19 protein-coding genes are annotated in these 15,622 nt (G+C 66.7%); 13 read left to right on the forward strand and 6 right to left on the reverse strand.

Translation table 11 applies throughout. From position 1 onward, the window contains the following. The first annotated feature begins 52 nt into the window (after nucleotides 1-52). From ACSFA7_RS13195 to ACSFA7_RS13210, 4 genes are read left to right on the forward strand one after another with little or no spacing between them, the layout of a single operon-like run. Nucleotides 53-925 carry a methionine ABC transporter ATP-binding protein gene (locus tag ACSFA7_RS13195; protein WP_013542755.1) on the forward strand — a complete coding sequence of 291 codons (873 nt, stop codon included), beginning with the start codon at nucleotides 53-55 and terminating at the stop codon, nucleotides 923-925. Further along, nucleotides 918-1,580 (forward strand): methionine ABC transporter permease, encoded by a 663-nt coding sequence (locus ACSFA7_RS13200; protein ID WP_176656114.1) that lies wholly within the window; start codon nucleotides 918-920, stop codon nucleotides 1,578-1,580. Before ACSFA7_RS13195 ends, ACSFA7_RS13200 begins: the two co-directional genes overlap by 8 nt. A 41-nt stretch (nucleotides 1,581-1,621) precedes the next feature. Then, nucleotides 1,622-2,443: a MetQ/NlpA family ABC transporter substrate-binding protein gene (locus tag ACSFA7_RS13205; protein WP_435499776.1), complete on the forward strand. Its 822-nt coding sequence runs from the start codon at nucleotides 1,622-1,624 to the stop codon at nucleotides 2,441-2,443. A 24-nt stretch (nucleotides 2,444-2,467) separates the two neighbouring features. After that, a complete protein-coding gene (locus ACSFA7_RS13210; RefSeq protein WP_435499777.1) occupies nucleotides 2,468-2,821 on the forward strand; it encodes a hypothetical protein in 354 nt (117 codons plus the stop codon). A gap of 170 nt (nucleotides 2,822-2,991) precedes the next feature. Here ACSFA7_RS13210 and ACSFA7_RS13215 read toward each other — a convergent pair whose 3' ends face one another. From ACSFA7_RS13215 to ACSFA7_RS13225, 3 genes are all read right to left on the reverse strand, one after another. Further along, a complete protein-coding gene (locus ACSFA7_RS13215) occupies nucleotides 2,992-4,350 on the reverse strand; it encodes an LLM class flavin-dependent oxidoreductase (RefSeq protein WP_435499778.1) in 1,359 nt (452 codons plus the stop codon). Next, nucleotides 4,347-5,180, reverse strand: coding sequence for a MetQ/NlpA family ABC transporter substrate-binding protein (locus ACSFA7_RS13220; RefSeq protein WP_435499779.1), 834 nt, complete (start codon nucleotides 5,178-5,180; stop codon nucleotides 4,347-4,349). Before ACSFA7_RS13220 ends, ACSFA7_RS13215 begins: the two co-directional genes overlap by 4 nt. Nucleotides 5,181-5,282: 102 nt before the next feature. Continuing rightward, on the reverse strand, nucleotides 5,283-6,182 hold the full coding sequence (locus ACSFA7_RS13225; protein WP_435499780.1) for a LysR family transcriptional regulator: 900 nt from the start codon (nucleotides 6,180-6,182) through the stop codon (nucleotides 5,283-5,285). 127 nt (nucleotides 6,183-6,309) lie between these two features. Between ACSFA7_RS13225 and ACSFA7_RS13230 the strand changes: the two genes are divergently transcribed. Together ACSFA7_RS13230 and ACSFA7_RS13235 are read left to right on the forward strand one after the other, a co-directional pair. Beyond that, a complete protein-coding gene (locus tag ACSFA7_RS13230) occupies nucleotides 6,310-7,320 on the forward strand; it encodes an aldo/keto reductase (protein ID WP_435499781.1) in 1,011 nt (336 codons plus the stop codon). A 50-nt stretch (nucleotides 7,321-7,370) separates the two neighbouring features. Continuing rightward, the gene (locus ACSFA7_RS13235; RefSeq protein ID WP_435499782.1) at nucleotides 7,371-8,069 is read left to right on the forward strand and encodes an aspartate/glutamate racemase family protein; all 699 of its coding nucleotides are present in this window, start codon (nucleotides 7,371-7,373) and stop codon (nucleotides 8,067-8,069) included. Here ACSFA7_RS13235 and ACSFA7_RS13240 read toward each other — a convergent pair. Further along, on the reverse strand, nucleotides 8,066-8,992 hold the full coding sequence (locus tag ACSFA7_RS13240; RefSeq protein WP_435499783.1) for an alpha/beta fold hydrolase: 927 nt from the start codon (nucleotides 8,990-8,992) through the stop codon (nucleotides 8,066-8,068). The two genes, ACSFA7_RS13235 and ACSFA7_RS13240, sit on opposite strands and share 4 nt — an antisense overlap. Before the next feature lie 115 nt (nucleotides 8,993-9,107). On the opposite strand from ACSFA7_RS13240, the gene ACSFA7_RS13245 reads away from it, so the two are divergent. The 5 genes from ACSFA7_RS13245 to ACSFA7_RS13265 are packed head-to-tail and all read left to right on the forward strand — an operon-like array spanning nucleotide 9,108 to nucleotide 12,534. Then, a complete protein-coding gene (locus tag ACSFA7_RS13245; RefSeq protein ID WP_435499784.1) occupies nucleotides 9,108-10,169 on the forward strand; it encodes an aldo/keto reductase in 1,062 nt (353 codons plus the stop codon). Continuing rightward, a complete protein-coding gene (locus ACSFA7_RS13250) occupies nucleotides 10,166-10,657 on the forward strand; it encodes an aminoacyl-tRNA deacylase (protein WP_435499785.1) in 492 nt (163 codons plus the stop codon). Before ACSFA7_RS13245 ends, ACSFA7_RS13250 begins: the two co-directional genes overlap by 4 nt. 8 nt (nucleotides 10,658-10,665) lie before the next feature. Then, on the forward strand, nucleotides 10,666-11,478 hold the full coding sequence (locus ACSFA7_RS13255; RefSeq protein ID WP_435499786.1) for a DUF6348 family protein: 813 nt from the start codon (nucleotides 10,666-10,668) through the stop codon (nucleotides 11,476-11,478). Between the two features lie 58 nt (nucleotides 11,479-11,536). After that, on the forward strand, nucleotides 11,537-12,172 hold the full coding sequence (gene plsY, locus ACSFA7_RS13260) for a glycerol-3-phosphate 1-O-acyltransferase PlsY (RefSeq protein WP_435499787.1): 636 nt from the start codon (nucleotides 11,537-11,539) through the stop codon (nucleotides 12,170-12,172). Nucleotides 12,173-12,180: 8 nt separating this feature from the next. Beyond that, nucleotides 12,181-12,534 carry a RidA family protein gene (locus ACSFA7_RS13265; RefSeq protein ID WP_306882796.1) on the forward strand — a complete coding sequence of 118 codons (354 nt, stop codon included), beginning with the start codon at nucleotides 12,181-12,183 and terminating at the stop codon, nucleotides 12,532-12,534. A gap of 3 nt (nucleotides 12,535-12,537) precedes the next feature. Here ACSFA7_RS13265 and ACSFA7_RS13270 read toward each other — a convergent pair whose 3' ends face one another. Beyond that, entirely contained in the window at nucleotides 12,538-13,188 is a 651-nt protein-coding gene (locus ACSFA7_RS13270; protein WP_435499788.1) for a retropepsin-like aspartic protease family protein, read from the reverse strand. A 5-nt stretch (nucleotides 13,189-13,193) separates the two neighbouring features. Continuing rightward, nucleotides 13,194-13,679 carry a YajQ family cyclic di-GMP-binding protein gene (locus ACSFA7_RS13275; protein ID WP_013542743.1) on the reverse strand — a complete coding sequence of 162 codons (486 nt, stop codon included), beginning with the start codon at nucleotides 13,677-13,679 and terminating at the stop codon, nucleotides 13,194-13,196. A 43-nt stretch (nucleotides 13,680-13,722) separates the two neighbouring features. On the opposite strand from ACSFA7_RS13275, the gene murB reads away from it, so the two are divergent. Both murB and ACSFA7_RS13285 read left to right on the forward strand, forming a co-directional pair. Further along, complete coding sequence (gene murB / locus ACSFA7_RS13280; RefSeq protein ID WP_435499789.1) at nucleotides 13,723-14,775, forward strand: UDP-N-acetylmuramate dehydrogenase; 1,053 nt, start codon at nucleotides 13,723-13,725, stop codon at nucleotides 14,773-14,775. A 4-nt stretch (nucleotides 14,776-14,779) separates the two neighbouring features. Beyond that, nucleotides 14,780-15,610 (forward strand): glycine-rich domain-containing protein, encoded by an 831-nt coding sequence (locus ACSFA7_RS13285; protein WP_435499790.1) that lies wholly within the window; start codon nucleotides 14,780-14,782, stop codon nucleotides 15,608-15,610. Nucleotides 15,611-15,622: the final 12 nt, after the last annotated feature.

Below are 15,622 nucleotides of genomic sequence, written 5' to 3' on the forward strand. Positions count from 1 at the left end.
ACCTTTTTGCGAACTTCGCGACCTGCTTTCACGCGGGCCGTGCCTCCTTTCCATGACCAACCATTCGCCTGATACGGCCCGCGGCGACGCGGAGCAGCCGGTCATCCGTCTTCAATCGGTGCAGAAGTCCTTTGCCTTGCCCAGCGGCGAGGTGTTCGACGCCGTGCAGTCGCTCTCGCTCGACATCCACCAGGGCGACGTGTTCGGCCTGATCGGCAAGAGCGGCGCCGGCAAGTCGACCTTGCTGCGCCTCATCAACCTGCTGGAGCGGCCCGATGCGGGCCGTGTGCTCGTCGGCGGGCGCGACCTCACCACGCTCTCGCGCCGCGAGCTGCGCGACACGCGCCAGAACATCGGCATGATCTTCCAGCAGTTCAACCTGCTGCAGAACGCCACGGTGTTCGACAACGTGGCCTTCCCGCTGAAGATCCACGGTCGCCATTCCAAGGCCGAGATCAATACGCGGGTTCGCGAATGCCTCGACCTTGTGGGCCTCGCCGAGAAGATCGACACCTATCCGGCCCAGCTCTCCGGCGGCCAGAAGCAGCGCGTGGCCATCGCCCGCGCCCTGGCACCGCGCCCGCAGGTGCTGCTGTGCGACGAGCCCACCTCGGCGCTGGACACCGAAACCACCCGCTCGCTGCTCGAGACGCTGCGCGACATCAACCAGAAGATCGGCGTGACCATCGTGATCGTGACGCACGAGCTCTCGGTGGTCGAGGTGCTGTGCCGCAACGTGGCCATTCTTGAAAAGGGCCGGCTGGTCGAGCAGTTCGCCGTCGATGCGCCGAGCGAAGAGCGCAAGACCGCGCTCGGCCGCGAAATCGACGAACTGGTGCGCCGCCGCGAGCGCGAGGCGCGTCTGCCGGTCGAGCCGCGTTCCGCATCCGCCGCGCGCAACGCCGAGGAGGTGGCCTATGTTTGAGAACATCGCCCCCATCCTCCCCGAGCTCTGGACCGCCACGGGCCAGACTTTCATGATGCTGGCCATCGGCCTCTCGGCCGCGGTGCTGATCGGCGGGCCGCTGGGCATCCTGCTGTTCTTGCTGGGGCCGGGGCAGTCGCTGGAGAACAAGCCGGCGTTCCTCATCCTCAACTGGATCGTGAACACGGTCCGCTCCTTCCCTTTCATCATCCTGCTGGTGGCGCTGGTGCCGTTCACGCGGATCATCGCGGGCACCTCCATCGGGCCGCTGGCGGCCGCGGTGCCGCTGTCGTTCGCGGCGATTCCGTATTTCGCGCGGCTGGTGGACCAGTGCCTGCGCGAAGTGCCGCGCGGCGTGATCGAGGCGGCGCATGCCATGGGCGCCTCGGAACTGCAGATCGTCTGGCGCGTGCTGGTGGTCGAGGCGCGCTCGGGCCTGGTGCTTGCGCTCACGGTGCTGGCGGTGAGCTTTCTCTCGTACTCGGCGATTGCCGGCGTGGTGGGCGGCGGCGGCATCGGCGACCTGGCGATCCGCTATGGCTACTACCGCTTCCAGACCGACGTGATGGTGCTCACCGTGGCGCTGCTCGTGGTGCTGGTACAGATCCTGCAATTCGTGGGGAACACCACGGCGCGCAGGCTGGACAAGCGTTGATTTCCTTCTTTTCTCCCTTTCTCTTTCCTGTTGCTCATTCCATGAAAACCGCATTGCTGCGCCGCTCCGTCCTCGCCATTTCCCTCGTCGCGCTGTCGTTCGGCGGCCTGTCGCTCGCGCAGGCGCAAGACGCCAAGAAGAACCTCGTGATCGGCGGCACCGCCGGCTCGAACATCGACCAGTTGAAGGTCGGCATCGTCCCCATCCTCGAGAAGAAGGGCTACAAGGTGAAGCTGGTCGAGTTCAACGACTACGTGCAGCCCAACCTCGCGCTCGCCCAGGGCTCGCTCGACGCCAATTTCTTCCAGCATCAGGTCTACCTGAAGAAGTTCTCGGCCGACCAGAAGCTGGACCTCGCCGAACTGGTGCAGGGCCCGATCGCGCCGCTGGGCGTGTATTCGACCAAGCGCAAGACGCTGGCCGACGTGAAAGAGGGCGACCGCGTGACGCTCCCGAACGATCCGAGCAACCTGGCGCGCGCGCTGGTGCTTCTGGAGCAGAACAAGCTGATCACCATCAAGGCCGGCGTGGACCCGATCCGCGCGTCTGAAAAGGACGTGGCCGAGAACCCGAAGAAGCTCAAGTTCATTCCGCTCGAAGCCGCGCAGCTGCCGCGCTCGCTGGGCGACACCGAGTACGCCATCGTCAACGGCAACTTCGCGATCTCGTCGGGCCTGAAGCTCACCGAGGCCGTGGTGCTGGAGAAGACGCCTGACTATTACCTCAATGTGGTCGCGGTGAAGACCGGCGACAAGAACTCGGCCTGGGCCAAGGACATCGTCGAGGCCTACCACTCGAAGGAATTCAAGACGGTGGTGGACACCAAGTTCCAGGGCTACGCCAAGCCCAGCTTCCTGCAGTAATCCAACCTCGACAAAGGACGCCCCATGCCCGTGCTCGCCGTATTCGATGCCCAAGCCAACTGGCGCGACACGCATGTGTGCGACGGATGGATCACCGAGCATCTTGCGAAGCAGGGCGTGAGTTGGGGGCGGGGGAAGGCGAAGAAGGGGCAGCGTGCGCTCGATGGGGCGGGGCTGTTCTATTTGCCGACTGCGGACGGTTATCTGGGGCTGCTGTTCGAAGGGGGCGAGTGGGTTTCCATTCCCTCTGACAAGCCGCATTTTTTTGATGCTGGCGATGCAGAGTCTCTCGATGGGCTGCCTGCTGAGCTGCCGCTCTTCGAGGCCTTTGTTGAAGAAGTGCTGTCGCTGACGGGGAACGACGCCGACGAGGAGTGAAGGGGGCTCGGGTCTGTGACTGGTGCACAGGCCACCGGGTACTCCCCTCCGCGAATGTCCCCCGGGGCTTCGCCCCTCCTCCTTGATTTCGCTGCGGGGAGCACCCGATGCCCTGTGCACTTGGGCACGCTGCTGGTGTATCGCCGATCAACAACCGCTCTGAGCCGCGCTCAAGCCGCCAATCGCTGCGCCGCCCGCCCACCCGGCCGTGCCAGCCCGAGGTGATTGCGCAGCGTGCGCCCTTCGTACTCGGTGCGGAAGATCCCGCGCTTCTGCAGGATCGGCACCACGCCATCGACAAAGTCCTGCAGCCCGTGCGGCAGCGCATCGGGCATCAGGTTGAACCCGTCCGCCGCGCCACCCTTGAACCAGTGCTCGATGTCGTCGGCAATCTGCTCGGGCGTGCCCACGATCACACGATGCCCGCCGCCGCCCGCGAGCTCGCGGATCAACTGGCGCACCGTATAGCCATGCGTGCGGCCGGCTGCGACCACCGCGTTGAAGAAGGTGTGGTTGCCGTTGCCATTGCCGGGGAGCGGCAGGTTGTCGGGCAGGCGCTCATCGAGCTTCAGGCGGTCGGGCGTGATGCCCAGCGTGCCGGCGATGCGCGTGAGGCTGTAGTCCCACGGAATCAGGTCGACCAGCTCGTCGCGCCGGCGTTGTGCCTCGGCTTCTGTGCCGCCGACGATGGTGGTGAGGCCGGCGAGCACCTTCACCGCATCGGGTCCGCGGCCCAGCTCGGCCGCGCGGGTCTTGAGGGCGCGTGCGTAGGCCAGCGATTCCTCGAACGACTGCGAGGCGGAGAACACGGCTTCCGCGTGGCGCGATGCGAGTTCGCGCCCATCGGCCGAAGCACCGGCCTGCACCAGCACCGGATGGCCCTGCGGCGCGCGCGGCAGGTTCAGCGGGCCCTGCACCGCGAAGTGCTCGCCGCGGTGTGCAATGGCATGCACCTTGGCCGGGTCGATGAAGCTGCCGGTGGCCTTGTCGCCGACGAAGGCATCGTCTTCCCAGCTGTCCCACAGCGCCTTCACGATGTCGGCGAACTCCGAGGCGCGGGCGTAGCGCTTCGAGTGGTCGGGCGTGGTGTCCAGGCCGAAGTTGCGTGCCGAGGGCAGGTCGGCCGTGGTCACCATGTTCCAGCCCGCGCGGCCGTTGCTCACATGGTCGAGCGTCGAGAAACGGCGTGCGATGTTGTAGGGCTCGTTGTAGCTGGTGGAGGCGGTGGCGATCAGGCCGATGTGCGTCGTCGCCGCGGCCACGCAGGCCAGCAGGATGGTGGGCTCCAGCGCGGTGATCGGGCGGAAGTGGATCTGGTCCACGATGGCCGCGTTGTCCGCGAGAAAGATCGCATCGAGCTTCGCGGCCTCGGCGATCTGCGCGGTACGGATGTAGTGCTGGATGTCGGCGAACGCCCACGGGTCGCTCTCCGGCAGGCGCCAGGCCGAGGGCACGAAGCCCGAATGCAGGATGTTGACGTTGAGGTGCAGCTGCCTGCGCGGTGCGGTGCTGTTGTTGTTATTGCTCATTGGTTGAAGTAGTCCGGCAGCCTGTAGCCGGCCCACACCGGGTTGGCCCTGAAGAACTTCTGGAACTCGGGCGACTGGTAGGCGGCCACGATGTCCTTGGCGAACTTCGCGTTCTCGTTGCTGCGCTTGACGGCCACCACGTTCACGTAGGGCAGCGTCATGTCTTCGAGCTTGAGCGCCTCGGTGAGCTTCAGGCCCGAGGCGACGGCGAAGTTGCCCTGCACGGCCGCGAGGTCGGCATCGGCCAGCGAGCGCGGAGCCTGTGCGGCGTCCAGCGGAACGATCTTCAGGCGCTTCGGGTTGCTCGCGATGTCGCGCTCCGACACGCTCAGCGGGCTCACGCCCGGCTTCAACGTCACCCAGCCGACGGCCGCGAGGATGTTGAGCGCGCGCGCCGCGTTCACCGGGTCGGCGGGCAGCGTGACGGTGGCGCCGTCAGGCACCTTGTCGAGCGACTTGTGGCGCTGCGAGTACAGGCCCATCGGCGGCGTCGGCACATGCACCACGGGCACCAGGTCGAAGCCCTGTTGCTTGTTGGTGGCGTTGAGGTACAGCGTGTGCTGGAAGATGTTGGCGTCTATCTGCCCGCGCTCCACCGCATCGTTGGGCTGCACGCCCTGGCTGAATTCGACGTACTTGACGGTGTAGCCCAGCTTCTTCAACTGGGGCTCGATGCCGTGCGTGAAGGCATCGCGGTACGGGCCGGGCATGAAGCCCACGCGCAGGTCGTCGGCGTGGGCGGAAACGTGAAGAAGCAGGCTCAGCGCGAGGCCGCCGGACAGCGGGGCGAGGCGGCGCAGCCACGAGGGCGCGCGCGAAAGGGAAGGCATGACAACAACTCCGGGAGACGGCGAAAGGAGTTGGGCACTCTAGGCGGCGGTGCGCGCTGCGCGAACGAAGATTTGCGCGCTTGGATATCCGCTGGCCGGATATCAGGCGGGCGCCTGGCCCTTGAGGAAATCGACGAAGGCCCGCAGCGGCGCCGGCATGTGCGTGCGGCTCGGGTAGTAAAGGAAGGGGCCCGAAAAGCTCTGCCACCAGTCTTCGAGCACCGGCAACAGCGCGCCGCTGTCCAGCGAAGGGCGCAGGAACTCGTCGAAGGTGTAGATCACGCCCAGGCCCGATTCGGCCGCATGCAACTCGATATCGATCGTCGAAGCCACCAGCGGCCCGCTCGGCGTGATCTTCACCACCTTGCCCCGGCGCACGAAGCCCCAGGCCGCGAGCACGCCGCTCGAAAAGCGGTGGCCGATGCAGGCGTGCTGCAGCAGGTCGGTCGGGTGTTTGGGCGTGCCGTGTGTCGCAAGGTAGCCCGGTGATGCGGCGGCCACGAAGCGCTGCGTGCGCGGGCCCAGGGGCACAGCGATCATGTCCCGCGCAATGCTCTCGTCATAGCGGATGCCCGCATCGAAGCCGGCTGCGAGCACGTCGATGAAGGTGTCGTTGGTTGTCACCTCGAGCGTGATGCCGGGGTGCGCGATCAGGAAACGGCTGGCCAGCGGCGGCAGCACGCGCTGCGCGACGATCGTCGGCACGTTGAGCCGCAGGGTGCCGGTGGGGCTGTCGCGAAAGCTGTTGAGCGTGTCGAGCGCGCCCGCGATGTCGTCGAGCGACGGGGCGATGCGGTCCAGCAGCCGCTGCCCGGCTTCGGTGGGCGTGACGCTGCGCGTGGTGCGGTTCAGGAGGCGCACGCCCAGCTGCGCTTCGAGCCGGCGCATGGCCTCGCTCAGAGACGAGGGCGACACGCCGCGCAAGGCGGCCGCACCGCGAAAGCCGCGGGCGCGCGTGACGGCGACGAAGGCGCCGAGGTCCGAGAGGTCGGGGGCGATCATGGCGGGATTGTGCGTTTTATTGCACAGCTCGTGCAGTGGCGGGCGGATTATCGAACGGGGTGCTTTCTTCCAGACTAGCGCCATGCCGTTCGCAACCGCGTCCGGACCTATTGAAAAGGAAGCCGCAATGAACACACGTCAACTCGGGACCAAGGGCCCGCAGGTCTCCGCACTCGGCCTCGGCTGCATGGGCATGTCGGGCATGTACGGCCCCTCGGACCGCGCCGAAAGCATCGCCACCATCCAGGCCGCGATGGACGCGGGCATCACGCTGCTGGACACCGGCGATTTCTACGGCAGCGGCCACAACGAAATGCTGATCGGCGAGGCGCTCAAGGGTCTGAAGGGCTCGCAGCGCGACGCGGCGCTGGTGAGCGTGAAGTTCGGCGCGATGCGCGATCCGGCCGGTGGCTGGGTCGGCTACGACGCGCGGCCGCAGGCGGTGAAGAACTTCCTGGTCTATTCGCTGCAGCGCCTGGGCGTGGACCACATCGATATCTACCGCCCGGCGCGGCTCGATGCGAGCGTGCCGATCGAGGACACGGTGGGCGCCATCGCCGACATGGTGAAGGCCGGCTACGTGCGGCACATCGGGCTGTCGGAGGTGGGGTCGCACACGATCCGCAAGGCCGCGGCCGTGCACCCGATCGCCGACCTGCAGATCGAGTACTTGCTGATCTCGCGAGGCATCGAGGACGACATCCTGGCAACCTGCCGCGAGCTGGGTATCGGCATCACGGCGTACGGCGTGCTCTCGCGCGGGCTCATCAGCGGTCACTGGCAGAAGGGCGGCGCGGGCGCGACGGACTTCCGCACGCACAGCCCGCGCTTCCAGGGCGAGAACGCCGATCGCAACCTCGCGCTGGTCGAGGCGCTGCGCAAGATCGCAGAGGCCAAGGGCGTGACGGTCGCGCAGATCGCCATTGCATGGGTGGCGGCGCAGGGCGACGACATCGTGCCGCTGGTGGGTGCACGACAGCGCGCGCGGCTCGAAGAAGCGCTGGGCTCGCTGGGCGTGGCGCTGACGGCGGACGACCTGGCTGCCATCGAGCGTGCCGTGCCCAAGGGCGCAGCGGCCGGCGACCGCTATGCGGCCGCGCAGATGGCGCACCTGGACAGCGAATCGGGTCACGCCTGAGCGATGTCCCAGGACTGGGCGTGGCGGCGCGCCTTTTGTAGGATGCCGCCATGACCCAGCACATCGGAATCGTCGGCTGCTCCGCCGAAGGCGCATCGCTTTGCTACCAGACCATTTGCGTGGAGGGCGCGAAATTCCTCGGGCCGCATGCGCATCCCGAGGTCTCGATGCACACGCCTTCGCTCTCGGACTACATGGAACACATTTACCGCGACGACTGGCGCGGCGTGGGCGAAGTGATGCTCGCCTCCGCGCACAAGCTCGCGAAGATCGGCGCGGACTTTCTGGTTTGCCCGGACAACACCATCCACCAGGCGCTGCCGTTCATCGAAGGGTGCTCGCCGCTGCCCTGGCTGCACATTGCTGAGTGTGTTGCGGAAGAAGCTGTGCAGCGCGGCTTTCGCCGCATCGGCATCACGGGCACGCGCTGGCTGACCGACAGCGAGGTGTATCCCGAGAAGCTTTCGGCGCGCGGCCTGCAGTATGTTCGTCCGACCATCGAGGAGCGTGACGAGATCGCCCGGATCATCATGGAGGAGCTGGTCTACGGCGTCTTCAAGCCCGAGGCGATCGGGACCTTCCAGCGCGTGATGCAGCGCATGAAAGATGAAGAGGGATGCGACGCGGTGGTGCTCGGCTGCACCGAGATCCCGCTGATCATGAGCGACGCGAGTTCGCCGCTGCCGACGTTGGACTCCACGCGGCTGCTGGCGCGTGCGGCGCTGCGTCGCGCCACGCAAAAAATCTAGGCCAGGAAATCTTCGATCAGCCGCGCCACGCGCTGCGGCTGGTCGTGGTGCAGCATGTGGCCCGCGTCGTCCAGGCGTTCGATGCGCACCGAGGGCACGGACTTCAGGCGCTCATGGAATTCATCGAGCGTGTAGCGGTTCTTCCACCAGCCCTGCAGGCTGTCGTCGGAAGCCTCGACCATCAGCGTCGGCGCGGTGATGCGCGCATAGAGCGCCAGCGTTTCATCGACGCGGAAGATGTGCGCATTGACGATCTTGTGCGCCGCCTCGCCGAGGATCTGCCAGCGCGTGCTGCCGTCGGGCTGCAGGTGGCCGGCCGACCAGTGGCTCGCGAGCCAGTCGGCCTTGTCTTGCGAGAGGCGTGGGTTGGTCTTCATGAGGCGGCGGGCCACGCCGTCCACGGCCGAGTAGCTGGCCAGGGCCTTCTCGTTGCGGTGCAGGCCCTTGAGTTCGTCGATCCACTGGCCGTAGCGTGCGGGCGCTTCGTCGGGCTTGCGAAACGGCATGCCGAAGCCTTCGAGGTTGACGAGGCGCCGGATGCGCGCGGGACGCACGCCCGCGTAGTGCATCGCGACGTTGCCGCCCATGCTGTGGCCCACGAGGTCGACCGGCTGTGCGCCGTCGCCCTCGCCGGCGTAGTGGTCGAGCAGCCATTCGAGGTCGGCGAGGTAGTCGGCCAGCCAGTAGTTGTCGACGCCGCCGCCGTCGGTGAGGCCGAAGCCGCGCCAGTCGGGGGCGATGATGAAGCGGTCCTCGGCCAGCGCATCGACGACGAATTGCCACGAGGCCGCGACGTCCATCCATCCGTGCACCAGCACCAGCGGCGGGCGGTCCGGCGAGGGCTCGCCCCAGAGGCGTACGTGGTAGCTGAGGTTGCGCACGGGCACGAATTCGCTGCGCGAGGGACGGAGGGCTTGGTACATGGGCGTCGATGATAAGGAGCGTGCTGCGTTCGCGCAGTCCGGCAGACGACAGCTCGCGCTCGGGCTTTGGCCGCGCGGCCAGCGCGTTGCGGGGGAGGGCGGTAGCATCCCGCGCATGAAAAAGATCCAACTCGGTCAGAGCGACCTGCACGTCACCCCGATCTGCCTCGGCACCATGACTTTCGGCGAACAGGTGGACGAGCCCACCGCCCACGCCATCCTGAGCCGTTCGCTGGAGCGGGGCGTCGACTTCATCGACACCGCCGAGATGTACTCGGTGCCCACCCGCCAGGAAACCTACAGCGTCACCGAAACCATCATCGGCAACTGGTTCGCCGCCAACCCGGGCGCCCGCCAGAAGCTCGTGCTGGCCACCAAGGTGGCCGGCCCGCTGCGCAACACGCCCTGGGTGCGCGAAGGCGTGGGCATGACGGCCGCGGACATCGTGGCCTCGTGCGAGGCGAGCCTCAAGCGCCTGAAGACCGAGACGATCGACCTCTACCAGATCCACTGGCCCGAGCGCCACGTGCCGGCCTTCGGCAACATCTACTACGACCCGGCCAAGGAGGTCACGCAGACGCCGATCCACGAGCAGCTCGAGACCTTCGGCAAGCTGGTGAAGGCCGGCAAGATCCGCGCGATCGGCCTGTCGAACGAAACGCCCTACGGCGTGCACGAGTTCGTGCGGCTGGCCGAGCAGCACGGCCTGCCGCGCGTGGCGACGGTGCAGAACGTCTACAACCTCGCGAGCCGCGGCGTGGAGAACGGGCTGGACGAGACGATGCACCGGCTGGGCGTTTCGCTGCTGGCTTACTCGCCGCTGGCCTATGGCCTCTTGACCGGCAAGTACGACAAGAGCGGCATCACCGGGCCCGATGCCCCCGAGGAAGCGCGCATCACCCGCTACGAATCGGTGCGCAAGCTCCGTTGGGGCCGCCCCGATGCGCTGAAGGCCGCGCGCCTGTACAACCAGCTCGCGCGCGACAACGGCCTCACGCCCACGCAGCTCGCGCTGGCGTTCTGCTACACGAAGTGGCAGGTGGCGAGCACCATCATCGGCGTGCGGACGCTCGAGCAGCTCGACGAAGACATCGACGCCTACGGCACCACGCTGTCGCCTGAGATCCTCGCCGAGATCGACAGGATCCGGTGGGACATCCGGGACCCGGCCGCGTGAGCAAGAAGGTCCACGTTTCCGAAACGCCCGCAACGCAGCTGTTGCGGGCGAACAAGATCGTCTTCACTGAGCATCCGTACGAATACATGGAGCACGGCGGCGCGCAGCGCGGTGCCGAGATGCTGGGGCTCGATCCGTTCACCGTCATCAAGACGCTGGTGATGCAGGACCAGGACGCCAGGCCGCTGATCGTGCTGATGCATGGCAACCGCACGGTGTCCACCAAGAACCTCGCGCGGCAGATCGGCGCCAAGTCGGTCGAGCCGTGCAAGCCCGAGGTGGCGCAGCGCCACAGCGGCTACATGGTGGGCGGCACCTCGCCGTTCGGCACGCGGCGCGAGATGCCGGTCTATGTCGAATCGACCATCCTCGCGCTGCCGAAGATCGTGCTCAACGGCGGGCGGCGCGGCTACCTGATCGGCATCGATCCGCAGGTGTGCGTGGCGCTTCTGGGGGCTGTGCCGGTGGAATGTGCGCTGGCAGAATAGCCGGCGCCATGACGTCGACACTCCCCGATTTCTTTCCTTCCCACTGCGCGGCCAACCAGGGCGGCGGGCCGGCTTTCAAGGTCGGCTTCGAGAACGACACGGAACAGTGGACCGAGGTCTTCGATCTCTCCGCGCTCCTGCTCGAGGCGCTGGTCGCGCGCGGCTTCAAGGCGGTGCTGCAACGCGAGGGCTGGCTCCTGTTGCCCGATGAAGGGCTCTGGCTGTGGCCGCAGATCACGAGCTATCACCCTACCGACGATGGGAGCGTGCGCACCTCCACCACCATCGAAGTGGCGCACGCCAGCCTGCTGCCGGGCGGCACCTTCGAGTACCAGCATTCGTATGGCGACGACATCGCTTCGTCGCTGACCCGGGGTTTCGATCTGTGGGCACAGGTCGACCTGGTCGTGTTCAAGGATGCGCTCAGCGACGAGCTGGTCCATTGCACCTCGATACAGATGCAATGGGAGCCCAAAGAGGGTGTCGAGCAGGGCCGCGAACGGCGCGTGCTGTTCGGACCGGTCGCCCACCAGGCCGCGCGGGAAGCGGCGGAGGAAGAAGAACACCCGTTCTGCCCCTGCTGCCTCTTCACCAACACCTGGGATGCCTACAAGCCGCAGATCGAATCGGACGGCGTCTATGGCCTTCGTCTCTATGCCGCGCGCGACGCGCAGGGTGGGGTACAGGCCGATTGCCGCGTCAACGGTGAGGACTGGCCCGCGGGTGCAGAGGCCCTGCGCGCCTACGTGGCGCAATGGCCCGATCGCGGCTTCGAGTTCCGCAAGCAGTACGTTGTGATCCAATCGCCGCCCGAGACCTGACGACGGCACACCCGCCGTCAGCACCCAAGAACAACAACCATCCCCGCGGAGCGCTGCCTTGAGTTTTCACCTGCCGTCCCTCATCGCCATCGTGGCGTCATACCTGATCGGCTCGCTGTCGTTCGCGGTCATCGTGAGCAAATCGCTCGGCATGGCCGACCCGCGCAGCTACGGCAGCGGCAACCCCGGCGCGACCAATGTGCTGCGCTCGGGCAACAAGGGTGCGGCGCTGGCCACGCTGGTGCTCGACGCGGTCAAGGGTTGGCTACCGGTGTTTCTGATTCGCCACTACGGCGCGCAGTGGGGCCTGGGTGATGGCGTGGCCGCCGTGGCGGGCCTCGCGGCCTTCCTCGGCCACCTGTATCCGGTGTTCTTCGGCTTCCAGGGCGGCAAGGGCGTGGCGACCGCGGCGGGCGTGCTGGTGGGCATCGCGCCCTGGCTGGGGCTTGCGACCGGTGCCACCTGGCTGATCATCGCGATCTTCTTTCGCTATTCGTCGCTGTCGTCGCTGGTGGCGGCCTTCTTCGCACCGGCCTATTACCTGCTGGGCGGCAACATCGCATGGCCGCTCGACCGCACGGTGCTGATTGCGATCATCATCATGAGTCTGCTGCTGATCTGGCGGCACCGCGAAAACATCCGCCGGCTCGCGGCCGGCACGGAGTCGAAACTCGGCTCGAAGAAAAAGGCTTGAAGAACACCATGGCAAACATCACCCGCTTTCACGTCGGCCCGCGTCTCTCGGAGACGGCCGTGCACAACGGCACCATCTACCTCGCCGGCCAGGTGCCCGACGACACCACGCAGGACATCCGCGGCCAGACCACCCAGGTGCTCGCGATGGTCGATCGGCTCCTGGCCGAGGCCGGCAGCGACAAGTCGCGCATCCTCATGACGCAGATCTTCCTGGCCGACATCACCGACATCACGGCGATGAACGAGGTATGGGATGCGTGGATTCCGGCCGGCAACACGCCGCCGCGCGCGACGGTGCAGGCCAAGATGGCCAATGCGGCCTACAAGATCGAGATTGTCGTGACGGCCGCTGCGGCCTGACGGTCAATACCGCTTCTCAAGGACCATCTGGTCCGCGTCTCGGCGCATGGAGAAGCGGTTGATGAAGCTGTTGCCCAGCAGCACGTAGGGCATGGGCTGCTGCGAGACGATGGCGTCGATGTCGTAGACCTCGACATCACCCACGCGCACCGACTGCAACCGCAACCTGTAGCCCTGGGACACGCCGTTGGCGGTGCTCATCTGGACAGGTTGTCCCTTGCTGTAGTCCAGGCCGATGCGCTGGGCATCGGCGGCCGACAGCGCAATCGTCGTGGCGCCCGTGTCGAGCATGAACGTGACGGCGCGGCCGTTGATGGCGCCCTGCGTCATGTAGTGGCCGCGACTGTCGGGCGACAACACGATGCGATTGCCGCCACCGCCTGAACCGCCACCACCGCCGATGCTCACTGGCGTGTCCATGCGCAGGTTGACGCGCTTGCCCTCGAGTTCGACCACGGCCTGCTCGGCCTGCAGCGACACCAGCTTGACCCCTTGGAAGCTCTCGCCGACCGCCACGGTCTTGGGCGGCGCGCCATTCACGATCAGGATCGCGCGGCTGCCGATGGTGCCGGTGAGCATCACCGAACTTGCCGCATGCGCCGCCGCCACGGCAGCCAGAAGACACGCTGCCGTCGCAAGGGCGAGGGGTTTCATGAGGATCAGTCGCGGAAGTTGTTGAACGACAGCGGCATGTCCGGCACGTCCTTCTTGATCAGCGCCATGGCGGCCTGCAGGTCGTCGCGCTTGGCGCCGGTGATGCGCACTGCGTCGCCCTGGATCGCGGCCTGCACCTTGAGCTTGCTGTCCTTGACGATGCGGGTGATCTTCTTGGCCTGCTCGCTCTCGATGCCGCTCTTGACCTTGATGACCTGCTTGACCTTGTCGCCGCCCATTTTCTGGACGTCGCCCTTGTCGAGGAAGCGCACGTCGACGCTGCGCTTGGTGAGCTTGCTGCGAAGGATGTCTTCCACCTGCACCAGCTGGAACTCGGCGTCACCGATCATGGTGATTTCCTTGTCCTTGAGGTCGACGGCGGCGGCGGTGCCCTTGAAATCGAAGCGCGTCGCGATTTCCTTGGCGGTGTTTTCGACCGCATTCTTCACTTCGGGCAGATTGGGCTCGCAGACGGTATCGAAAGACGGCATGGGCTCTCCTGAATTCACTTGGGCTGGATGCGACAATTCTCCCATGATCGTGGAGCACAACGTCCCCCTGCAGCCGTACAACAGTTTCGGCATCGTCGCGCGCGCGCAGCGCCTGGCGCGCATCACGGACGAGGCCGATATCGCCGAGCTCCTGGCCGGCCCCGACTGGCAGGGCGCCCCCCGTTTCGTGCTGGGCGGCGGCAGCAACATCGTGCTGACCGGCGACGTCAAGCCGCTGGTGCTCAAGGTGGAAATCAAGGGTCTGCGACTGGTCGAAGAGACGCCGCGGGCCTGGATCGTGGAAGCCGGCGCCGGAGAGATCTGGCACGACGCCGTCGAATGGATGGTGCGCAACGGCTACCCGGGCCTCGAGAACCTGGCCCTCATCCCCGGCACCGTGGGCGGCTCGCCGGTACAGAACATCGGCGCCTACGGCGTCGAGCTGCAGGACCGCTTCGATTCGCTCGACGCCATCGACCTGGACACCGGCCGCAGCTTCACGCTCGATGCGGCCCAATGCGCCTTCGGCTACCGAGATTCGGTCTTCAAGCATGTGAAGAGCGGCCCGAACGACTTCGGCCTCGCAGGCCGCGCGCTGATCACGCGGGTGCGCTTCCGGTTGCCCAAGCCCTGGAAGGCGGTGGTCGGCTACCTCGACCTCGAACGCAAGATGGAAGAAACCGGCAACTTCACGCCGAGCGCCATCGACATCTTCGACTGGGTCTGCGCGATCCGCCGCGCCAAGCTGCCCGACTGGCGCGTGCTGGGCAACGCGGGCAGCTTCTTCAAGAACCCGACGGTCACACCCGAGCAGTGCGCGGACATCATCGCGCGCGATCCGAAGATCGTTCACTACCCGATGGCCGACGGCAGCATCAAGCTGGCGGCCGGCTGGCTCATCGACGCCTGCGGTTGGAAGGGCAAGTCGGTCGGCAATGCCGGCGTGTACGAGCGGCAGGCGCTGGTGCTGGTCAACCGCGGCGGCAGCGAGAACCCGGTGACCGGCGGCGAGGTGATGACGTTGGCCAAGGCCATCCAGACCAGCGTGTACGAGCGCTTCGGCATCCGGCTGGAGCCGGAGCCGGTGGTCGTCTGAAGCGATGGATCTTGACTTCCTGCACCTGAACTACCGGCGGCGCATTGCGACGCTGGTATGGGCGCAGCGCATCGTCATCGTGGCGGGCATCGCCTCGGTGTTCCTGGTGCCCGCGCGCTGGTGGGGATCGGTGCTGCTGTTCCTTGCGGCCTTCTGCTTCGCGGCGCTCCTGAGCCGCATCGAAGTGAGCCTGCGCCGCCAGTTCATCCGCGAGGCGCGGCTGCCGCCTTTCCTGATCGGCAAGCTGCGGGAAGCCCATCCGCAACTCAGCCGCCGCGACGCCGAGTTGGTGCTGCGGGGCCTGCGCCAGTTCTTCATGGCGCACCTGCGCAGCGACCGCAAGTTCGTCGCCATGCCCTCGAAGGTGGTCGATACCGCCTGGCACGAATTCATCCTGCACACGCAGGGCTACCAGAACTGGTGCAAGGCGGCCTTCGGCGGCATGCTGCACCACAGCCCGGCCGAGGTGCTGGGCAAGGACCCCAAGCGCAACGACGGCCTGCGCCGCACCTGGTACTGGGCGTGCAAGGAAGAGAGCATCGATCCGCGCAAGCCTGCTCGCTTGCCGCTGCTGTTCGCGCTGGACATCAAGTTCGCGATTCCCGGCGGCTTCGAGTACGTGCCCGATTGCAAGGCGGTCGACCGGCACAACGGCTCGACCTCGCAGTGCGGCAGCGAGTTCGGCGAGTCCTCGTCGGATGGCGGCAGCTCGGGCGATGCCGATGGTTTCGGCGGCAGCGAGTCGAGCAGTGGTGGCGGTGGTGGAGGCGGGGACTCCGGCGGCGGCGACAGCGGTGGCGGTTGTGGAGGCGGCTGCGGCGGAGGCGGCGACTGATCGACGCGAGAC

This window comes from Variovorax trehalosi (assembly GCF_051216415.1).
GTDB lineage: Bacteria > Pseudomonadota > Gammaproteobacteria > Burkholderiales > Burkholderiaceae_C > Variovorax.

Excerpts from the sequence above, each read along its gene's own strand:
- ACSFA7_RS13195 (WP_013542755.1), top strand. The coding sequence starts at position 53 with ATGACCAACCATTCGCCTGATACGGCCCGCGGCGACGCGGAGCAGCCG.
- ACSFA7_RS13200 (WP_176656114.1), top strand. The coding sequence starts at position 918 with ATGTTTGAGAACATCGCCCCCATCCTCCCCGAGCTCTGGACCGCCACG.
- ACSFA7_RS13205 (WP_435499776.1), top strand. The coding sequence starts at position 1,622 with ATGAAAACCGCATTGCTGCGCCGCTCCGTCCTCGCCATTTCCCTCGTC.
- ACSFA7_RS13210 (WP_435499777.1), top strand. The coding sequence starts at position 2,468 with ATGCCCGTGCTCGCCGTATTCGATGCCCAAGCCAACTGGCGCGACACG.
- ACSFA7_RS13215 (WP_435499778.1), bottom strand. The coding sequence starts at position 4,350 with ATGAGCAATAACAACAACAGCACCGCACCGCGCAGGCAGCTGCACCTC.
- ACSFA7_RS13220 (WP_435499779.1), bottom strand. The coding sequence starts at position 5,180 with ATGCCTTCCCTTTCGCGCGCGCCCTCGTGGCTGCGCCGCCTCGCCCCG.
- ACSFA7_RS13225 (WP_435499780.1), bottom strand. The coding sequence starts at position 6,182 with ATGATCGCCCCCGACCTCTCGGACCTCGGCGCCTTCGTCGCCGTCACG.
- ACSFA7_RS13230 (WP_435499781.1), top strand. The coding sequence starts at position 6,310 with ATGAACACACGTCAACTCGGGACCAAGGGCCCGCAGGTCTCCGCACTC.
- ACSFA7_RS13235 (WP_435499782.1), top strand. The coding sequence starts at position 7,371 with ATGACCCAGCACATCGGAATCGTCGGCTGCTCCGCCGAAGGCGCATCG.
- ACSFA7_RS13240 (WP_435499783.1), bottom strand. The coding sequence starts at position 8,992 with ATGTACCAAGCCCTCCGTCCCTCGCGCAGCGAATTCGTGCCCGTGCGC.
- ACSFA7_RS13245 (WP_435499784.1), top strand. The coding sequence starts at position 9,108 with ATGAAAAAGATCCAACTCGGTCAGAGCGACCTGCACGTCACCCCGATC.
- ACSFA7_RS13255 (WP_435499786.1), top strand. The coding sequence starts at position 10,666 with ATGACGTCGACACTCCCCGATTTCTTTCCTTCCCACTGCGCGGCCAAC.
- ACSFA7_RS13265 (WP_306882796.1), top strand. The coding sequence starts at position 12,181 with ATGGCAAACATCACCCGCTTTCACGTCGGCCCGCGTCTCTCGGAGACG.
- ACSFA7_RS13270 (WP_435499788.1), bottom strand. The coding sequence starts at position 13,188 with ATGAAACCCCTCGCCCTTGCGACGGCAGCGTGTCTTCTGGCTGCCGTG.
- ACSFA7_RS13275 (WP_013542743.1), bottom strand. The coding sequence starts at position 13,679 with ATGCCGTCTTTCGATACCGTCTGCGAGCCCAATCTGCCCGAAGTGAAG.
- murB (WP_435499789.1), top strand. The coding sequence starts at position 13,723 with ATGATCGTGGAGCACAACGTCCCCCTGCAGCCGTACAACAGTTTCGGC.
- ACSFA7_RS13285 (WP_435499790.1), top strand. The coding sequence starts at position 14,780 with ATGGATCTTGACTTCCTGCACCTGAACTACCGGCGGCGCATTGCGACG.